This window comes from Nitratireductor sp. ATLC21, assembly GCF_057196525.1.
In genome coordinates this window covers 129,620-148,312 of the sequence record NZ_JBXUOU010000003.1, presented here as the reverse complement: position 1 = coordinate 148,312, position 18,693 = coordinate 129,620, and the positions used below count along the sequence as shown (strand labels likewise).

General features: G+C 60.9%; 19 protein-coding genes. 10 read left to right on the top strand and 9 right to left on the bottom strand.

Features of this window, described 5'->3' with window-relative positions; all coding sequences use genetic code 11:
* Positions 1–117: 117 nt before the first annotated feature.
* Positions 118–2,031: a molecular chaperone DnaK gene (gene dnaK, locus AC2CHD_RS15105; protein WP_229449390.1), complete on the bottom strand. Its 1,914-nt coding sequence runs from the start codon at positions 2,029–2,031 to the stop codon at positions 118–120.
* A gap of 543 nt (positions 2,032–2,574) precedes the next feature.
* Here dnaK and AC2CHD_RS15100 point away from each other — a divergent pair.
* A complete protein-coding gene (locus tag AC2CHD_RS15100; protein ID WP_484554358.1) occupies positions 2,575–3,006 on the top strand; it encodes a cell wall hydrolase in 432 nt (143 codons plus the stop codon).
* A gap of 14 nt (positions 3,007–3,020) precedes the next feature.
* Here AC2CHD_RS15100 and AC2CHD_RS15095 read toward each other — a convergent pair whose 3' ends face one another.
* Complete coding sequence (locus AC2CHD_RS15095; RefSeq protein WP_484554357.1) at positions 3,021–4,010, bottom strand: Gfo/Idh/MocA family protein; 990 nt, start codon at positions 4,008–4,010, stop codon at positions 3,021–3,023.
* 217 nt (positions 4,011–4,227) lie between these two features.
* On the opposite strand from AC2CHD_RS15095, the gene rhuM reads away from it, so the two are divergent.
* The gene (gene rhuM, locus AC2CHD_RS15090) at positions 4,228–5,244 is read left to right on the top strand and encodes a RhuM family protein (RefSeq protein ID WP_484554356.1); all 1,017 of its coding nucleotides are present in this window, start codon (positions 4,228–4,230) and stop codon (positions 5,242–5,244) included.
* A 6-nt stretch (positions 5,245–5,250) separates the two neighbouring features.
* On the opposite strand, the gene pheT is transcribed toward rhuM, so the two are convergent.
* From pheT to infC, 7 genes are all read right to left on the bottom strand, one after another.
* Positions 5,251–7,656 carry a phenylalanine--tRNA ligase subunit beta gene (gene pheT / locus AC2CHD_RS15085; protein ID WP_484554355.1) on the bottom strand — a complete coding sequence of 802 codons (2,406 nt, stop codon included), beginning with the start codon at positions 7,654–7,656 and terminating at the stop codon, positions 5,251–5,253.
* A 12-nt stretch (positions 7,657–7,668) separates the two neighbouring features.
* Positions 7,669–8,754 (bottom strand): phenylalanine--tRNA ligase subunit alpha, encoded by a 1,086-nt coding sequence (gene pheS, locus AC2CHD_RS15080; RefSeq protein ID WP_484554354.1) that lies wholly within the window; start codon positions 8,752–8,754, stop codon positions 7,669–7,671.
* A complete protein-coding gene (locus AC2CHD_RS15075) occupies positions 8,751–9,638 on the bottom strand; it encodes a BUD32 family EKC/KEOPS complex subunit (RefSeq protein WP_484554353.1) in 888 nt (295 codons plus the stop codon). Before AC2CHD_RS15075 ends, pheS begins: the two co-directional genes overlap by 4 nt.
* Before the next feature lie 86 nt (positions 9,639–9,724).
* Entirely contained in the window at positions 9,725–10,126 is a 402-nt protein-coding gene (gene rplT, locus AC2CHD_RS15070; RefSeq protein ID WP_484554352.1) for a 50S ribosomal protein L20, read from the bottom strand.
* 37 nt (positions 10,127–10,163) lie between these two features.
* A complete protein-coding gene (gene rpmI / locus AC2CHD_RS15065; RefSeq protein WP_007009054.1) occupies positions 10,164–10,364 on the bottom strand; it encodes a 50S ribosomal protein L35 in 201 nt (66 codons plus the stop codon).
* 199 nt (positions 10,365–10,563) lie between these two features.
* Entirely contained in the window at positions 10,564–11,199 is a 636-nt protein-coding gene (locus tag AC2CHD_RS15060; protein ID WP_229449383.1) for a methyltransferase family protein, read from the bottom strand.
* A gap of 161 nt (positions 11,200–11,360) precedes the next feature.
* Complete coding sequence (infC, locus tag AC2CHD_RS15055) at positions 11,361–11,903, bottom strand: translation initiation factor IF-3 (protein WP_229450069.1); 543 nt, start codon at positions 11,901–11,903, stop codon at positions 11,361–11,363.
* Between the two features lie 177 nt (positions 11,904–12,080).
* Here infC and AC2CHD_RS15050 point away from each other — a divergent pair, with 177 nt between their 5' ends.
* The 8 genes from AC2CHD_RS15050 (at position 12,081) to accD (ending at position 18,652) form a co-directional block, all read left to right on the top strand.
* Positions 12,081–12,854, top strand: coding sequence for an alpha/beta hydrolase (locus AC2CHD_RS15050; protein ID WP_484554351.1), 774 nt, complete (start codon positions 12,081–12,083; stop codon positions 12,852–12,854).
* A 163-nt stretch (positions 12,855–13,017) separates the two neighbouring features.
* The gene (locus tag AC2CHD_RS15045) at positions 13,018–13,449 is read left to right on the top strand and encodes a DUF2852 domain-containing protein (protein WP_065816704.1); all 432 of its coding nucleotides are present in this window, start codon (positions 13,018–13,020) and stop codon (positions 13,447–13,449) included.
* A gap of 94 nt (positions 13,450–13,543) precedes the next feature.
* Positions 13,544–14,308, top strand: coding sequence for a M48 family metallopeptidase (locus tag AC2CHD_RS15040; protein WP_484554350.1), 765 nt, complete (start codon positions 13,544–13,546; stop codon positions 14,306–14,308).
* 248 nt (positions 14,309–14,556) lie between these two features.
* Entirely contained in the window at positions 14,557–15,222 is a 666-nt protein-coding gene (locus tag AC2CHD_RS15035) for a phosphoribosylanthranilate isomerase (RefSeq protein WP_484554349.1), read from the top strand.
* Between the two features lie 10 nt (positions 15,223–15,232).
* Positions 15,233–16,453 (top strand): tryptophan synthase subunit beta, encoded by a 1,221-nt coding sequence (gene trpB, locus AC2CHD_RS15030; protein ID WP_484554348.1) that lies wholly within the window; start codon positions 15,233–15,235, stop codon positions 16,451–16,453.
* Between the two features lie 2 nt (positions 16,454–16,455).
* Entirely contained in the window at positions 16,456–16,698 is a 243-nt protein-coding gene (locus AC2CHD_RS15025; RefSeq protein WP_229449376.1) for a hypothetical protein, read from the top strand.
* Between the two features lie 114 nt (positions 16,699–16,812).
* Positions 16,813–17,652, top strand: a complete 840-nt coding sequence (trpA, locus tag AC2CHD_RS15020; RefSeq protein WP_484554347.1) for a tryptophan synthase subunit alpha — start codon at positions 16,813–16,815, stop codon at positions 17,650–17,652.
* A gap of 43 nt (positions 17,653–17,695) precedes the next feature.
* A complete protein-coding gene (accD, locus tag AC2CHD_RS15015; RefSeq protein WP_484554346.1) occupies positions 17,696–18,652 on the top strand; it encodes an acetyl-CoA carboxylase, carboxyltransferase subunit beta in 957 nt (318 codons plus the stop codon).
* Positions 18,653–18,693: the final 41 nt, after the last annotated feature.

Sequence of the window (18,693 nt, the reverse complement as noted above, 5' to 3'; positions counted from 1 at the left end):
CAATGGCCAATCCGCGAATTTTACTTTGCCGGCAAGTCTATTGGGGGGAAGTTTAAGAAGATATGAAAAAGCCCGGGACGCAAACCCCGGGCTTTCTTAGACGTTTTATAAGGGCATTCAGGCCGACTTCTTGTCGTCCTCATCGATTTCCTCGAAATCCGCATCGACAACATCATCGCCTGCAGCCTTTGCGTCGGCAGCCGCATCGGATTCGGCCGCTTCTGCCTGGCTTGCCTCATACATGGCCTGGCCAAGCTTCATGGATGCCTCGGCGAGCGCGTTGGTCTTCGCCTTGATGTCTTCGGCATCGTCGCCTTCGGCAGCGGTTTTCAGCGCGGCGAGCGCGTCCTCGATGGCCTTCTTCTCCTCTTCGGAGACCTTGTCGCCATACTCGCTGAGGGACTTCTCGGTCGAGTGGATCAGGGCTTCCGCCTGGTTCTTCGCTTCCACAGCCTCGCGACGCTTCTTGTCGGCCTCGGCGTTGGACTCGGCGTCCTTCACCATCTTCTCGATTTCTTCGTCGCTAAGACCGCCGGATGCCTGGATGCGGATCGCCTGCTCCTTGCCGGTGCCCTTGTCCTTGGCCGAGACATTCACGATGCCGTTGGCGTCGATGTCGAACGTGACTTCGATCTGCGGTACGCCGCGCGGTGCTGGCGGAAGACCGGTCAGGTCGAAGCGGCCGAGGCTCTTGTTGTCCGCAGCCATTTCGCGCTCACCTTGGAATACGTTGATGGTCACGGCGCTTTGATTGTCTTCTGCGGTCGAGAAAACCTGGCTCTTCTTGGTCGGGATCGTCGTGTTGCGATCGATCAGGCGGGTGAAGACACCGCCCAGCGTCTCGATGCCCAGCGAAAGCGGGGTCACGTCGAGCAGCAGAACGTCTTTCACGTCACCCTGCAGAACGCCGGCCTGAATGGCAGCACCCATGGCGACCACTTCGTCCGGGTTCACGCCCTTGTGCGGCTCTTTGCCGAAGAAGCTCTTCACGGTCTCCTGGACCTTGGGCATGCGCGTCATGCCGCCGACCAGAACCACTTCGTCGATCTCGCCGGCGTTCAGACCGGCATCCTTGAGGGCGGCCTTGCAGGGCTCGACGGTGCGCTTGACGAGATCTTCGACAAGGCTCTCGAACTTGGCACGCGTCAGCTTCATCGTCAGGTGCTTGGGACCCGACTGGTCAGCGGTGATGAACGGCAGGTTGATCTCGGTCTGCGAGGCGGAGGACAGCTCGATCTTGGCTTTCTCGGCAGCCTCTTTGAGGCGCTGCAGGGCGAGCTTGTCCTGCTGCAGGTCGATGCCCTGCTCCTTCTTGAACTCGGAGGCCAGATACTCGACCAGACGCATGTCGAAGTCTTCACCGCCGAGGAAGGTGTCGCCATTGGTGGACTTCACCTCGAACACACCGTCGCCGATCTCGAGGATCGAGATGTCGAACGTGCCGCCGCCAAGATCGTAGACGGCGATGGTTTTACCGTCTTTCTTGTCGAGGCCGTAGGCGAGCGCGGCAGCGGTCGGCTCGTTGATGATGCGCAGCACTTCGAGACCGGCGATCTTGCCGGCGTCCTTGGTGGCCTGGCGCTGGGCGTCGTTGAAGTATGCAGGAACGGTGATGACCGCTTTCTCGACCTTCTCGCCGAGATAGGATTCAGCCGTTTCCTTCATCTTCTGCAGCGTCATCGCAGAGATCTGCGAGGGCGAGTAGGTCTTGCCGTGCGCCTCGACCCAGGCATCGCCATTGTCGGCCTTGACGATCTTGTAGGGGACCAGCTTCTTGTCCTTCTCGACCGTGGGGTCGGAGAAGCGACGGCCGATCAGGCGCTTGATTGCAAAGAGGGTGTTTTCCGGGTTGGTCACCGCCTGACGCTTCGCCGGCTGACCAACCAGACGCTCATCCGAATCCGTGAAGGCCACGATGGACGGCGTGGTGCGTGCACCTTCCGCGTTCTCAATAACCTTGGCGTCCTTGCCGTCCATGACAGCAACGCAGGAATTGGTTGTTCCGAGGTCGATACCGATTACTTTAGCCATGTCTTCTCTCCGCTAAGCAGACTGTCAGGACCCATTCCGGCGTTCCAGATGACAGCCCCTGTTCACACGAATTTGCTGCGGCAGCATCCCTGGACGAAACGCGCCGAACAGCTTCGGGGCGTATATAAGAACGCTATTTTTGCAACGCAAGGCGGGATTTGCCTCGATTTTGGTCGAACCCATCCCGTTTTCCGCAGAAGTGCTTCCCGGGGGCGTCTCCCTGACGAAAGGTAAACCTTCCTATCCGGATTTGAAGCAAAGCCAATTTGTCTTCACGCATAGGTTGTGAGAGTGGTCTGCAACAGGGGCCTGAGGGGCGGTGGTACCGAATTGGTATTCACAGGAGTCTCAATGTTTGCAGAAAGTCTTTTGTTCGGGGGATTGTACGCTTCATCTCTACTTCAATCGATCCCGGCTTGGGAGCCTGACACTATTTTCCCCTCTACTTTCAGAACGATAACCGAGCTGATCGGTGAGGAGTCCCATTCGCATCAGCGCTCCACATTCAATCCGGTGCTACCGTCCTTTATCAGGGAGGCTGAGATGACCTGCCTTTCAGCAGCGGTTTATCACGAGGCGCGTGGCGAACCCGTAGACGGTCAGAAGGCGGTTGCCATGGTCATTGTGAACCGGGTTCGTTCGAAATCCTTTCCAAACACCATATGTGGAGTGGTGTTTCAGAACGCACACAGGCCCTATCGCTGCCAGTTCTCCTTCACATGCACCGGCGTGGCGCTTCTTCCGAGGGAGGAGAAGCCCTGGAGACGCGCCCGGGAGATTGCTGCGGCCATTCAAAGATGCGTTGCCGACTGCGCTCGGGAAGCGGCCCTGGCCGATGCCGATCTGCACGCCTTGGGCACGGCTACGCATTACCATGCCAGCTATGTACGCCCGGGATGGGCGCGGCGTCTTCAAAAGCTTGGGCGCATAGGCCGCCACATCTTTTTTGCAAGAAAGCGCAGCGGACCCGTTTGAACGGATGCTGGTCCCTAAACGATTTCCCAGCCGTCATGCGCGCCGGCACGGAAGATCGCATCGATCAGCTTCTGGTTCTTGACCGAATCTTCAAGTGTGAAGACCGTTGCTTCCGCGTCGCCCTGTGCCGCCCGTACGATGGCCTCCGCCTGCAAGCGATATTGGCGTGCGCGCGGAAAACGGTAGACGTTGGCACTGTTGTGGTCGGCGCTGAAGACCGTCAGGCGCGTGTCGCCATAGTCCGGGGTGTTGAAGGGCGCATTGACCTCGATTAAGCCCTTGTCGCCGTGGAACACCATGCTCTGGCGCAGCGCCATCTGCGTCGACACGTAGAAGCTGAGTTCGAACGTGCCGAAATCGGCCTTGACGCTTGAATAGATGTCGGTGCCGAAGGTGGGATCGCGCTCTACCACGGCCTGCACACGCTCGGGCTCCAGACCGGTGGCGAAGCGCGTGGTCACTGTCGGATAAACGCCGATGTCCGGCAGGCCGCCGCCGCCAAGCTCCGGCTTGTTGCGCATGTTTTCGGGATCGACATTGTGATAGCAGAACACGCCCTGCACATGCCGCAGCCGCCCGATGGCGCCTTCAGCAATCAGGTCGCGCACCTTGTGCCATTGCGGGTGATAGGTGACCATGAAGGCTTCCGACACGACGACATTGTTGCGGTCGCGCGCCTCGATCACGCGGGCAATATCCTTGGCGTCCAGCGCCAGCGGCTTTTCCACCAGAACATGCTTGCCGGCATCCGCCGCCTTGATCGCCCAGGCGACATGATCGGAGGTCGGCAAGGGAATATAGACGCCATCCACATCGGGCGAGGCAAGCAGCGCGTCATAGGAAGAAAACACGTTGGGGATACCGAAGCGGTTCGCCACGGCCTGCGCCTTCGACGAATCACGGCTGGCGATCGCCGTCACGACGCCGTTTTCCGAATCCTGAATCTGCGGAATAACCTGCTCGCGGCCAATCCTGGCCGTCGAAAGAACGCCCCAACGGAACATGCACTTTCCTCCTGTTTTGCGCAGGCAAACACATAAAGCATTTTGCCGTCAGGTGGAATCACCTGACGTTCGCACAAATGCGGGAAGAGAGGGAAGGATTGAGCGGAGCAGCGTTTCTATGAAACGGTGATCCGCTCTATGCCGGGGATTGAGAACCGGCAAGGTTTCGCGCGCCAATTTGTTCTGCTAATGTTCCGGAAACCCCTTGGAGAGGCGCATGACAGCGGATGAACCCGTCCATCTCGTGGAAGATGCAGAAACCGGAGACCGGTTTCTGATCTACGATGGTGAAAAGGGGCTCCGGCTCGATATTCGCTACGAGGGCGAAACGCTCTGGATGACGCAGGATCAGATCGCCCGACTTTTCGGGCGCGAGCGAAGCGTCATCACCAAACATATTGCAAACATTTTGGAGGAAGGAGAACTCGACGAAGAGACTTCTGTGCAAAAAATGCACACAACTACAGGTCGGCCGCCACTCCTCTACAGCCTCGACATGATCATCTCAGTCGGCTACCGCGTCTCCTCCGCGCAGGCGACCCTTTTCCGGCGCTGGGCAACCGGGATTCTCGTTCAGTTTGCGCGCAGCGGCTTTGTGGTGGATTCAGCACGCCTCAAGCAGGAGCGCGACCGCATCGCCGAATTGCGGGAGATCATCCGCGACATTCGCTCTGATGAGGCCAATGTCTATCGTGAACTGCAAGCCATCTGCGCTCTCTGCCAGGACTATGATGGCAGCACCGCCAGGGCGCAGAGCTTCTTCCAGAAAACGCAGGCCAAGCTGATCAATGCAGTTGTTTCGCAGACACCCTCGGAAGTGGTGATGGCACGCGCTGATCATCGCCTCGAGAATATGGGGCTGCAAAGCTGGCCCGGCGACACGATCCGCAAGCGGGACGTGACCGTCTCCAAGAATTATCTTGCCGAGGCCGAAATCAGTGAGCTCAACCGCCTGACCACGATCCTTCTGGATATTTTCGATGATCAGGCCAAGCTGGGCCGATTGGTTGTCATGGAGGATGCAACGCGGCTTCTCGACCAGCAGCTCGAAAACCTTGGCCGGGCCGTCCTGCGATCGGGCGGCAGTGTGAGCGCGGAAGGCGCAAAGGATCATGCGCGCGCGGAATTCGAGCGGTTTTCCAAACAACAAAAGATCGAGCGCCACAAAAAAGCGGACGAGCACATTGCTGCACTCGTCCGCGAAGCTAAGCAGTTGCCGAAAGGGCGCCGCTGAACGAACCTACCCCCGCAGCGTGCCGCCGGTCTGTTTGCCGACATTGGCGACGATGCGGCCGGCGATGGCTTCGAGCTCTTCGTCGGTCAGCGTCTTGTCGCGCGGCTGGATCGAGACTTCGATGGCAACGGACTTCTTGTCCTCGCCAAGCGAAGCGCCCTCGAAAATGTCGAAGACGCGTACGCCGGTGACAAGCTTCTTGTCGGCCGCCAGTGCTGCGCGCTCGATGGTTGCAGCTTCCACAGCCTTATCGACAACGAACGCAAAGTCGCGGCGCACGAGCTGGAAGGGCGAAAGCTCCAAACGTGGCTTGGTGCGTGTGGCCTTTGCCTTCGGCTCGGGGATCGCGTCGAGAAACACCTCGAAACCGCAGATCGGCCCTTCGGCATCCAGTGCCTCCAGCGTGCGTGGGTGGATTTCGCCGAATGCGGCGAGCACGATTTTCGGCCCAAGACGGATCGTTCCCGAGCGACCGGGATGATACCAGTCGGGGCCGCCCGCCACGATTTGCAGCTTGTCCACCGGCGCGCCGGCCGCCTCAAGGGCCGCCAGCGCATCGGCCTTGGCATCGAACACGCTGACGGAGGCGCTGTTGCCCGACCAGTGCCGTCCCGCGCCGTCCATCACCGCTGTGCCGCGACGAATGCCGCCCGCAACACGGCGCTGGCCTTCATAGCTGTCGTTCTCATAGGTGCTCGACACTTCGAACAACGCCACATCGGCATAGCCACGCGCGGCGTTGCGCTGGGCGGCTGCGATGAGGCCCGGGAGAAGCGAGGGGCGCATGTCCGACATGGAGGCGGCAATGGGGTTGGAGAGCTTGAGCGACGCATCGCCACCGCCGAAGAGCTTTGCCTGCGTCTCGTCGATGAAGGTCCAGGTGACCGCCTCCAACATGCCGCGCACGGCAAGAGCGCGCCGTGCCTGGCGGGTGCGGTTCTGCAACACGGTGAGGATCTGGCCGTTGACCGCGCGATGGGAGGGCAGGGGCTGCGGCGCGATTTCGTTCACGCCGTGAATGCGCATCACCTCTTCCACCAGATCGGCCTTGCCGTCGATGTCCGGACGCCAGGACGGCACGGACACGTCCAGCACCTCGCCATCGCCGATGGAGGTAAAGCCGAGGCGGTTGAGAATGTCTTTGCTCTCAGTGCTTGAAACCTCAAGGCCGGTCAGGCGCTTCACCTCGCTCACCGGGAAGGTGATGCTGCGTGGCTCATAGCCTTTGTATCCAACCACGCGGCTTTCTGTCGGCTCGCCGCCGCACAGGTCGAGAACGAGCTGGGTGGCAAGTTCAAGGCCGGGTTCCATCATCTCCGGGTCGACGCCACGTTCGAAGCGATAGCGCGCATCGGTGATGATGCCGAGGTCGCGGCCCGTGCGGGCAATGTTCATCGCATCCCACAGGGCGGATTCGATCAGCACATCCGTGGTGTTCTCATCGCAGCCCGAATGCTCGCCGCCCATGATGCCGGCAATGGATTCAACGCCGTTTTCGTCGGCAATGACGCACATTTCCGGCGTCAGCCTGTATTCGCGCTCGTCGAGCGCCAGCACCGTCTCGCCATCCCTGGCGCGGCGTACGGTGAGATTGCCTCTCACCTTGGCGGCATCGAAGACGTGGAGCGGGCGGCCCCGGTCGAAGGTCACATAGTTGGTGATGTCGACCAGCGCGTTGATGGGACGCAGGCCGATGGCCGTCAGGCGCTGCTGCATCCATTTTGGCGAGGCGCCGTTCTTCACGCCGCGAACGAGCCGCAGCGCAAAACCGGGGCAAAGCTCCGGCGCTTCGATGGTCAGCTCGACAGGGCAGGCCCCCTTGCCCGCCACCGCGGCGATGGGTGCCTCCTTCAGAGTGCCAAGGCCCGCCGCCGCAAGATCGCGCGCGATGCCGTGAACGCCGGTACAATCTGGCCGGTTCGGCGTCAGGCCGATCTCGATCACCGGATCGTCGAGCTTTGCCCAGCTTGCGAAGGAGGTGCCGACGGGCGCGTCCTCGGGCAGGTCGATGATGCCGTCATGCTCGTCCGACATCTGCAATTCGCGCTCCGAGCACATCATGCCGTGGCTTTCCACGCCGCGGATCTTGCCGACCGAGAGCGTGACGTCGATGCCGGGCACATAGGTGCCGGGCGCGGCAAAGGCGCCGACGAGACCGGCACGCGCATTGGGCGCACCGCACACCACCTGAACCGGCTTGCCGTCGCCCGTGTCGACGGAAAGCACGCGCAACCGGTCGGCATCGGGGTGCTGCTCGGCGGTCAGAACCTTGGCGATCACGAAGGGCTTCAGCGATGCCTTGTCATCCACCTCCTCGACCTCGAGGCCGATCATGGTGAGCTTTTCGACAATCTCGTCGAGCGTGGCGTCAGTCTCAAGGTGCTCCTTGAGCCAGGAGAGCGTGAATTTCATTGATCTATCTCCTTAGGCGCTCAATCCGCCGAACAGTGTCGGCAGGTCCAGCGGGCGGAAGCCATAATGCTCAATCCAGCGCACATCGGCGTCGAAATAGTCGCGCAGGTCCGGCATGCCGTATTTCAGCGTGGCGATGCGGTCGATGCCCATGCCCCAGGCAAAGCCCTGATACTCATCGGGATCGAGATTGCAGGCGCGTAGCACATTGGGGTGCACCATGCCGCAGCCGAGAATCTCCATCCAGTCATTGCCCTCGCCGAAGCGCACTTCGCCCGGCTGCGAGCGGTCGCATTGGATGTCCACCTCCAGGCTCGGCTCAGTGAAGGGAAAGAAGGAGGGGCGGAAGCGCATGTTGAGCTGCGGCACCTCGAAGAACGTCTTGCAGAACTCCTGCAACACCCATTTCATGTTGGCGACATTGGCAGTCTTGTCGATCACCAGTCCTTCGAGCTGATGGAACATGGGTGAGTGGGTCGCGTCCGAATCCTGCCGGTAGGTCTTGCCGGGAATGACGATGCGGATCGGCGGTTCCTGCGTCTCCATCGTGTGGATCTGCACCGGCGAGGTGTGCGTGCGCAGAAGCTTGCGCGCGCCCTTCTCATCCGGCGGGAAGAAGAAGGTGTCGTGCATCTCGCGGGCCGGGTGGCCTTCAGGGAAGTTCAGCGCCGTGAAATTGTAATAGTCGGTTTCGATGTCCGGCCCTTCGGCAATGGAAAAACCCATATCGGCGAAGATGGCGGTGATCTCGTCAATCACCTGGCTGATCGGATGAATGCGGCCGCGCTCGGCGGGTGGCCGCCGCACGGGCAGGGTGACATCCACTTTTTCGCGCTCGAGCCTTGCGTCGATGGCGGCGTTGCGCAATGCGTCGCGCCGTGCCGTGAGGGCTTCGGTAACGCGGGCCTTCAGCCCGTTGATTGCGGGGCCCATCACCTGCCGCTCTTCCGGAGACATGGAGCCAAGCGTCTTCAGCATCTGCGAGACCGAGCCCTTCTTGCCGAGCGTGGCGACGCGCACGGCCTCGATTTCCTGCTCGTCGGCGGCAGCTTCGATCTGCCCGGCAATGGTCTTTTCCAGTTCCTCGAGTTCGCTCATGCCTCGTAGCCCCTTTTGGGTTTGATGTCTTTCTGGCTCTTGTCAGTGGGAATCTCCACCGTGTTGCCGAGAGCCGATTTCAAGAACCGTGTTGCTTTCAACACGCGCTTGCCGTCGCTGCCAAGCCCCCGGTGCTCGATTGCACCAAGAAGGGGGATGAGCGGCGCAAAAAAACGAATGATACGTCGCAACTCGTCCGCCACGATTCGGGGAGGCTCGGCGAAATAGGCGTCGAACGCTCTTTGCGGCGTATCGATCAGTTTTGCCTGCATGCAGATTTGCAGGAACAGAAGCCACACGTCGCGCGCCTGCGCCGTGGCCAGCGGCATAGCGGCTTCGGGCTCTTCTTCGAAGTCGACAAAGCCCCAGCGGCCATCGCCGGTGATGAACATGTCGCGCGGATGTGGTCTGCCATGGCACAGGCCGAGGTGATGTGCTTTGCATAGCGCTTCGGCCGCCTGCACCAGAAGCCCGTCATGGGCGCCGTCCTCGCCATGGCGCGCGAGCATGTCGAGCTCGCTCTGGGCGATTGGCGCGACATTCGACAGCACCAGAACCCGGTCGTTGCGGAAAAGCAGTTTCGCCGTCGGCAGCCCTGCCTTGCGGAAGGCATCGAGCTTGCGTACTTCACGCTCGATGGCGGAGGCGGTGTTCGTGCTTGGGGAGGCGCGCAGGAAGGCGGCAGGCATCAGCGGTGTCAGTGCCCCATGCAGCCATTGGGCGATCGGCTGCCGCTCCACGTCATAGCGTTTTATCCAGACGGTATGTCCATCCAGCACGGTTGACGAAACGCGCTGATGCTCACCGGTGATGAGCAGGCGCAGCAGCGCCGCCGTCGCTTCCGGCGAAAGGACGTCCTGCTCGTGTCTCGTCTGGTTGTCCATGGTCATCATCGCAAAGAAAAACCCGCGCCAGCCCTGCCAGCGCGGGTTTCCCGAATTAAACCTGTTTGCTTCGGGAAGCGCCAGCCTTAAGCGACAGCGCTTTCAAAAGCATTCGGGGTGGTGTCCTTGAGGTACACGAGCGCTTCCTTGGACTTCATCACCAGAGCGGCGAAGGCCTGCGGCTCATGCACGGCCATGTCGGCCAGCACCTTGCGGTCGATCTCGATGCCGGCCTTGTTGAGGCCGTCGATGAAGCGGCCATAGGTCAGGCCGTGTTCGCGTGCGCCGGCGTTGATGCGCTGGATCCACAGAGCGCGGAAATTGCGCTTGCGGGCCTTGCGATCGCGGTAGGCGTATTGCATCGACTTTTCGACCGCCTGCTTGGCGATGCGAATGGTGTTCTTGCGACGGCCGTAGAAACCCTTGGCGGCTTTCATGACCTTCTTGTGCTTGGCGTGGGCGGTAACGCCCCTCTTTACGCGTGCCATGACATGATCTCCTTAAATCTGTTCCGGGTTCCTGCGATCACAGGCCGTAGGGCATGAACTTCTTCACGATCTTCGTATCGGGATCGGAAAGAACCATCGTGCCGCGGGCGTCGCGGATGAACTTGTTGGAACGCTTGATCATGCCGTGGCGCTTGCCAGCGGCGGCGACCTTCACCTTGCCGGTCGCGGTTACCTTGAACCGCTTCTTGACAGAAGACTTCGTCTTCATCTTGGGCATTTTGCTTCTCCGTTCTTTCGCCTGCGCCGGTCTGCGGAAAAGCGCGCCAGTTGGCATCGGCTTCCCACAGTGTCGCGCATGCGCATTTCAGCATTAAGGACCGCCACGGCATGCCCTGCCGGCCGGTCCAGGAACGCGGCCTTATAGCGGCGGCGGGCCGTTTGCGCAACTCCTGTTTTGACCGCGTGGCGGCGCCGGCTCAGTAGAGACGGAACAGAATGGGCAGCAGTCCGAGATCCTGGACATACTCCACCAGCTCGAAGGCCGGCATGGCCAGGAAGAAGATCAGCCCGTCCCGCAGCGTGCCGTAAAGCCGCTCGGGCAGAATGGTCAGTGTCTTTGGATCGTGGAAAAGCTTCGGGTTCGGGATGAAGGCCGGCACGCGCGCCAGGTAGGCGTCATACGCCTCGCCGAATGTTTCGCGCAGGTGGTGTTCTTCCCGGCGCGTGGTGATGCTGAGGATAAAGGCCGCCAGAACGCCGCAGATCACTGCAACCACCATGCTCCCGGTTTGCGCACCTACCCCCATCGCGCCTATCGTAGAAAAGAGGTAGAGCGGGTTTCGGGTTATGGAATAGGGGCCGTCCTCGACGAGTTCCGCAGCCTTGCGCCCGCCAATATAAAGTGTGCACCAGAGCCGGCCCGCGATGGCGATCCCGATCAGGCCGAGCCCCGTGATTTCGATGATTTCCTCGATATCGATGCCGAGTGGTTGATAGTGCGCCCAGCCCGAGTGAAAGAAGAGAACGAAGCCGCAAAGCAGTGCAGCGATGAGCCAGAAGCTCGCGATACGCAGACGCTGGAATTGCCCCAGCGCGATTTGGTGGATCGACATTCTCGCATCCCGGATGATGTTGCGCCCCAGTATCAGGCTTTTTCAAAACTGACAGGGAATGACGCTTAGGGACAGAATGCGGCGCATTTGCGAAAGAAAAAGCCGGAGCGAGCCCCGGCTTGTTGTCGTGTTGGTGTGCGTCTTTACCGGCGCAGTGCCAATCAGGTCGTGCGCGGCGCCAGAACCATCATCATCTGGCGGCCTTCGAGCTTCGGCTCGGCTTCCACCTTGGCAATTGGCTCGACCTCTTCCTTGACCCGGTTGAGGAGCTGCATGCCGAGTTCCATATGCGCCATCTCGCGGCCGCGGAAACGCAGCGTCAGCTTGACCTTGTCGCCAGCCTCGAAGAAGCGGCGCACGGCCTTCATCTTCACCTCATAGTCATGGGTGTCGATGTTTGGACGCATCTTGATCTCCTTGATCTCGATGGTCTTCTGCTTCTTGCGCGCCTCGGCAGCCTTCTTCTGGCTCTGATATTTCATCTTGCCAAGATCGGTGATCTTGCAAACGGGCGGCTTGGCGTTGGAAGCCACCTCTACCAGGTCCAGACCCGCTTCCTCGGCAAGACGCAGGGCTTCTTCCGTGTCGAGAACGCCGCGGTTGTTGCCTTCGTCGTCGATCAGCTGAATCTGGGGAACCCGGATGTCGCGGTTTGCGCGCGGGCCTTCTACTTTCTGAGGCGGCGCTTTGAATGGTCTGCGAATGGTCGTGATCTCCTGATTGTTGAACCACTAGTTTCGGCTTTGCCTTTGAGACGAGGCGTATGTCGTCTCGGCAGGCGAAGTGTCAATAGCATATAAGGGCAAAAGAATCACGTTTCTCGTTCTGCCTGAATGGGAAAGCGCGTGATCGACCATTGGTTCCGGCATGGGAGACAGTTGATGAGTGAGGCGAAGGCGAGCTTTCTGACGATCGGCGATACGCAGATCGCATACCGGCAACGCGAGGGCCGCGCACCGGGCGCCGTCTGGCTGGGCGGCTACAAATCCGACATGCTCGGCACCAAGGCCGAGGCACTGGATGGATGGGCCGCCGAAAAGGGCCACGCCTTCTTGCGGCATGATTATTCCGGTCATGGCGAATCCGGCGGCGCATTCAAGGATGGCACGATTTCGCTTTGGCTGGAGCAGAGCCTCGGTGTCTTCCGGGCTTTTACCGAAGGGCCGCAGATCCTTGTCGGATCTTCCATGGGGGCGTGGATCGCGCTCCGCATGGCGCAGGAACTGAACCGGGCCGGCGAGAGCGCAAGACTGGCTGGCCTGCTGCTTCTGGCGCCCGCTCCCGATTTTACCAGCGAATTGGTGGAGCCGAAACTGACGGAAGCCAATCGCCGGCAGCTCGAAGAGATGGGCTATATGGAAGAGCCTTCCGACTATTCCGACGAGCCCTACATCTATACGCGCGCACTATTCGAGGACGGAGAGCGCAACCGGGTGCTGGATGGCATTCTCGATACCCACTGCCCGGTTCACATCCTCCAGGGCAAGGCCGATCCCGATGTGCCCTTCACTCATGCCATGAGGCTGACCGAGCATCTGCCGGCAGATGACGTCACCCTGTCTTTGATCGGCGATGGCGATCACCGGCTTTCCAGGCCGCAGGACATTGCCCTGATCTTGCGGTCACTGGAAGGTTTGATCGAGCGTTCCGTTTAGGCGGAATGCCGGAATGGCGCACAAACGTGCAAATAAATGCTGCAAAATCATGGGTTTGCGCGAATCTCGTTTATCGTTTCCTTGAATCTCGAAAATTGAGCCCCCATCTCGAAACCATGCAGCTTCCCGGGGGTTGCATGCTCAAGGAAAGGAACGGGTGACCATGACAAATTCTGCGCTTATCCGTCCTGCCTGGACGCCTGCGACGATTGCTCTGATGGTGGTGGGTTTCATGGTGTTCTGGCCGCTCGGCCTCGCCATGCTCGCCTACATTCTGTGGGGTGACCGGCTCGGGGAGTTCAAGAAGGACGTGAACCGAAAAACCGATGAAGTCTTCGCCGGCTGCCGGCGTGCATCAAAACGCCATGCGTTTACAGGCAACGTCGCCTTTGACGACTGGCGCACGAAAGAGCTGGAGCGCCTCGCCGAGGAACGCCGCAAGCTCGACGAGATGCGTGACGAGTTCGACGATTACATGCGCGAGCTGCGCCGGGCCAAGGATCAGGAAGAGTTCGATCGTTTCATGAACGAACGCAACAAGGGTCGCAAATCGGGCCGCGGCAAGTCCGTCCCGGATGTGACCGACGAGGCCTGATCCGGTGGGCAATAGGTAAACGGTTGAAACGGCATCTCATCGAGATGCCGTTTTCTTTGCGCGTATTTTTCCACGAATCGCTTATCCTTCCCCCATGGCGCTTGGTTTCCTCAACAAGATGATCGGCCTCAAGGTTGCGGCTCCTCCGGCAGAGCGCATGCATCGCGTGGCCGGGCGGGAGCTGCCATTGCGCATCGTCGAGAACGCAAGGGCGCGTCGCCTGACCCTGCGCATCGAGCCGGGTGGGCGCGGCCTGCGGGTTACAGTGCCGCCGGGCCTTTCCCGCTCACGCGAGGTGGAAGAGTTTCTCGACCGCCACACCGGCTGGCTTGAGCAGAAGCTGAAAAAACTGCCCGAGCGGCCTCAGGTCAGGCCGGGTATCAAGATCCCGGTGCGCGGCGTGCCGCATTTGATCGTGCACGATCCCGAGCGCCGTGGCGCTGCCAGGCTTGCCATGCGGGAGGGCGCGCCCGTGATTGTCGTGCCGGGCGACGCGGAGCGGCTGCCTCGACGGATTGCCGATCTGTTGAAGCGTGAAGCCAAGCGCGACATCGAGGCACTGGTGGCAAAACACTCCGCCACCATCGGCAAGCGCGCCTGCGCGATCCGCTTTCGCGACACCAAGAGCCGCTGGGGTTCCTGCACCTCGGATGGCACGCTCTCCTTCTCCTGGCGCATCATGATGGCCCCGCCGCTGGTAATCGACTATCTGGTCGCCCACGAAGTCGCGCATCTGAAAGAGATGAACCACAGCGCCCGCTTCTGGAAACTCTGCCGGGAGCTCTGCCCCGAAACGGACCGTTGTAAGGATTGGCTTAAGCGCAACGGCACCGCCCTGCAGGCCATCGGGTTTGAGTGACGGGCAGGCTGTGCCGGGCCTGACTCTGAGGGCTGGTTTGCCTGATTGCTATTGAGATGCCGGTGCCAAGCGCCCTCGCCCTTCGACAGGCTCAGGATGAGGGCTGTTGAGATGCTGGCGTGTTTCTTCAGTCGTTTTGTGCGGCTACGCTGAAGTAGCCCTCATCCTGAGCTTGTCGAAGGGCGAGGGCGCCTGGCGCGACCGCCTCCAGCCTCGACTCCGCCACCATTTCGTGGCACTTCCCTGTTATGACACTCGACGTGAAAATCTGCGGGCTGAAGACCGAAGACGCCATGGCAGCTGCACTCGATGGCGGGGCGAGCCATATCGGCTTTATTTTCTTTGAGAAAAGCCCTCGTCATGTGGAGGCCGATACGGCTGCAAACCTGCGAAAAGCAGCGCTTGGCCGCGCACAGGCTGTTGCCGTCACGGTCAATGCCGATGATGCGGGACTGGATGCCATCGTGAAGACGGTCAGACCAGACATGCTGCAGCTTCATGGCGGGGAAAGCCCGGAGCGGGTCGCGCAGGTGAAGGCACGCTACGGATTGCCGGTGATGAAGGCTTTCGCCATCCGCGAGGCGGGCGATCTGGAGCGCATCGCACCCTATCGCGGCATAGCCGACCGATTCCTTTTCGATGCCAAGCCGCCGAAAGGATCCGAGCTTCCCGGCGGCAATGGGGTCTCCTTCGATTGGCAGCTTCTGGCGGGCCTTGACGATAACGTGGATTACATGCTTTCCGGTGGCCTGAACGCGGCCAATATCGGCGCGGCCCTGAATGCCGTGTCGCCGCGCGGAATAGACATTTCGTCTGGCGTTGAAAGCGCGCCCGGCGAGAAAGATCCGGAACTGATACGCGCGTTCTTCGCCGCCGTCCGGCTGGCGCTTGAAACCGACACGGTTCCGGCATGAGGAGAACGCCTTGAACAAACCGGCAGAACCCAATTCCTTCCGGATCGGCCCTGACGATGAGGGCATGTATGGGATCTTCGGCGGCCGGTTTGTGGCCGAGACGCTGATGCCGCTGATCCTCGATCTGGAAAAACACTGGAACGAGGCGAAGGACGATCCGGCGTTTCGCGCCGAGCTCGAGCATCTGGGCCGCCACTATACGGGCCGGCCCTCGCCGCTCTATTTCGCAGAACGCCTGACCGAGCATCTGGGCGGGGCGAAGATCTACTTCAAGCGCGAGGATCTGAATCACACCGGCTCGCACAAGATCAACAATTGTCTCGGCCAGATCCTGCTCGCCAAGCGCATGGGCAAGACCCGCATCATCGCCGAGACCGGCGCCGGCCAGCATGGCGTGGCGTCTGCCACCGTGGCCGCCCGCTTCGGCCTGCCCTGCGTGGTCTATATGGGCGCGACCGATGTGGAGCGGCAGAAGCCGAACGTCTTCCGCATGCATCTTCTGGGCGCCGAGGTGAAGCCGGTCTCTTCCGGCCATGGCACGCTGAAGGATGCCATGAACGAGGCGCTGCGCGACTGGGTGACCAATGTCGAGGACACCTATTACCTGATCGGCACGGCGGCAGGCCCGCATCCCTATCCCGAACTGGTGCGCGACCTGCAATCGGTGATCGGCACGGAAGCGCGTGAACAGATACAGGAGCTCGAAGGCCGGCTGCCCGACGCCATCGTGGCGGCGGTGGGCGGCGGCTCGAACGCCATTGGCCTGTTCCACCCCTTCCTCGATGATCGCCAGGTGGAAATCCACGGCGTCGAGGCCGGCGGGCATGGGCTTGAAGGCGAGGAGCACTGCGCCTCCATGACGGCGGGCCGCCCCGGCGTGCTGCATGGTAACCGCACCTATCTTCTGCAGAATGATGACGGGCAGATCCTTGACGGGCATTCGGTGTCTGCGGGGCTCGACTATCCCGGCGTCGGGCCGGAGCACAGCTGGCTGAAGGATTCCGGCCGTGTGATCTATTCGCCCATTCTGGACGATGAGGCGATCGAGGCGTTTCAGATGACGACGCGGCTTGAGGGCATCATCCCGGCGCTGGAATCGGCCCATGCGATTGCCCATGCGATCAAGCTGGCACCGACCATGGGCAGGGACCAGATCATGATCGTCAATTTCTCCGGGCGCGGGGACAAGGACGTCCACACCGTCGGAAAGATGCTCGGCATGGAGATGTGAACATGTTCGAAATCTATCGCTCCAAGCAAAACCAGCACCACTACGTGGCCATTCGCCAGGACGACGATAGGGAAAACCCGAAGGGGATAAGGGCAAGCCAGAACCTTGCCTTCCTGACCCGTGTGGCCGATGACGGCGAACCGCGTATCGCCTTCGACCCCGAAGAAGCGAAAAGCCGGATCGAGCGCGATGGCTTCTACGCCTTCACTGTCACCATTGAAATCCGCGAGCACGCCGAGGGATAGGCTGATCGCATTGCATTGCCGCGTTCGTGATCGAGCGATAAGGCCGCTGCAACCGCAAGGACTGCAAGACGGCGTGGGGGCGCCGCGCTGGATGTACGAGGACCCAGGACCATCATGACCACCCGCATTGACCGCCGCTTCGCGCGGCTGAAGGAAGAAAACCGCCCGGCACTCGTGACCTATTTCATGGGTGGCGACCCGGACTATGAGACGTCGCTCTCGATCATGAAGGCGCTGCCTGCGGCAGGCAGCGACGTGATCGAACTGGGCATGCCCTTCTCCGACCCCATGGCCGATGGCCCGGCCATCCAGGCCGCCGGCCTGCGCGCGCTCAAAAGTGGGCAGACGCTTGCGAAGACGCTCCAGATGGCGCGTGACTTTCGTGAAGGTGACGACGACACGCCCATCGTGATGATGGGCTATTACAACCCCATCTACATCTATGGGGTGGACCGCTTCCTCTCCGATGCCAAGGAAGCGGGCATTGACGGGCTGATCATCGTCGACCTGCCGCCGGAGATGGATGAGGAACTCTGCGTTCCGGCGATCAAGGCGGGGCTGAACTTCATTCGCCTTGCAACACCGACGACAGACGAGGAACGTCTCCCAAAGGTTCTGGAGAACACGTCGGGCTTTGTCTATTACGTGTCGATGACGGGTGTGACAGGCTCGGCCCTGCCGGACACGAACAATGTGTCCGAAGCGGTTTCGCGCATCAAGGAACACACGGATCTGCCGATCTGCGTGGGCTTCGGGGTGAAGACGGCGCGTCAGGCCAAGGCGATTGGCGAGGCGGCGGACGGTGTTGTCGTTGGCAGCGCCATCGTTGCGGCCATCGCCCGGTGCTACGACGACAACGGCAAGCGGATCGAAGACCCCGCCGAGGCCGTGGCAACCCTTGTGAAGGGGCTGGCAGACGGGGTGCGCGAAGCGCGCCTTGTTGCCGCCCGATAATTGGCGCATCTTCGGATTGCGGAAAAACGAAAAGGCATATGGAATGAACTGGATCACCAGCTATGTGAGGCCGAAGATCAACTCGATGCTCGGTCGCCGGGACATGCCGGAGAACCTCTGGATCAAGGATCCCGAGACCGGCGAGATGGTCTTTCACAAGGATCTGGAAGACAATCTCTGGGTCATTCCCTCCTCCGGCCATCACATGAAGATTTCAGCTCGTGAGCGGCTGAAAAGTTTCTTCGACGATGGCGAGTATGAAACGCTGGAAAACCCGAAGGTCGTCACCGACCCGCTGAAATTCCGCGATGAACGCCGCTATACCGAGCGCCTGCGTGATGCCAAGGCCAAGACCAACATGGAAGATGCCGTGCTGAGCGGCGTTGGCCGGGTTCAGGGGCTTGAGCTATTGGCCACGGTTCAGGATTTCGCCTTCATGGGCGGTTCCCTTGGCATGGCAGCCGGCGAAGCGATTGTCCGTGCGTTTGAGACTGCCGTCGAGCGCAGGCTACCGCTGGTGCTCTATGCCGCCTCGGGTGGCGCACGAATGCAGGAAGGCATCCTCTCGCTGATGCAGCTGCCGCGCACCACGGTTGCGCTGGACCGGCTGAAGGAAGCGGGGCTTCCCTACATCGTCGTGCTCACCAACCCGACCACCGGCGGCGTGACGGCCTCCTACGCCATGCTGGGCGATGTGCATATTGCAGAGCCTGGTGCGCTGATCGGCTTTGCCGGCCCGCGCGTGATCGAACAGACCATCCGCGAGAAGCTGCCGGAAGGTTTCCAGCGCGCCGAATATCTGCGCGATCATGGCATGGTCGACATGGTTGTTTCGCGGCTGGAGATGAAGGGGACCATTGCCAGGCTTTTGAAGATTCTCCTGAAGGAGAAGGCCGAAGCTGCACCCGAGGTCGTGGAAGAAGAGTCTCCGACAGAAGCCGAAACAGCTCCGGTTCCCGTCGAGGCTGCCGAAGCGCCAGCCGAACAGCCGAAGGCATGAGCCGCAAGGCTTTGCCGGCTGAATGATCATCCTTCGGGCAG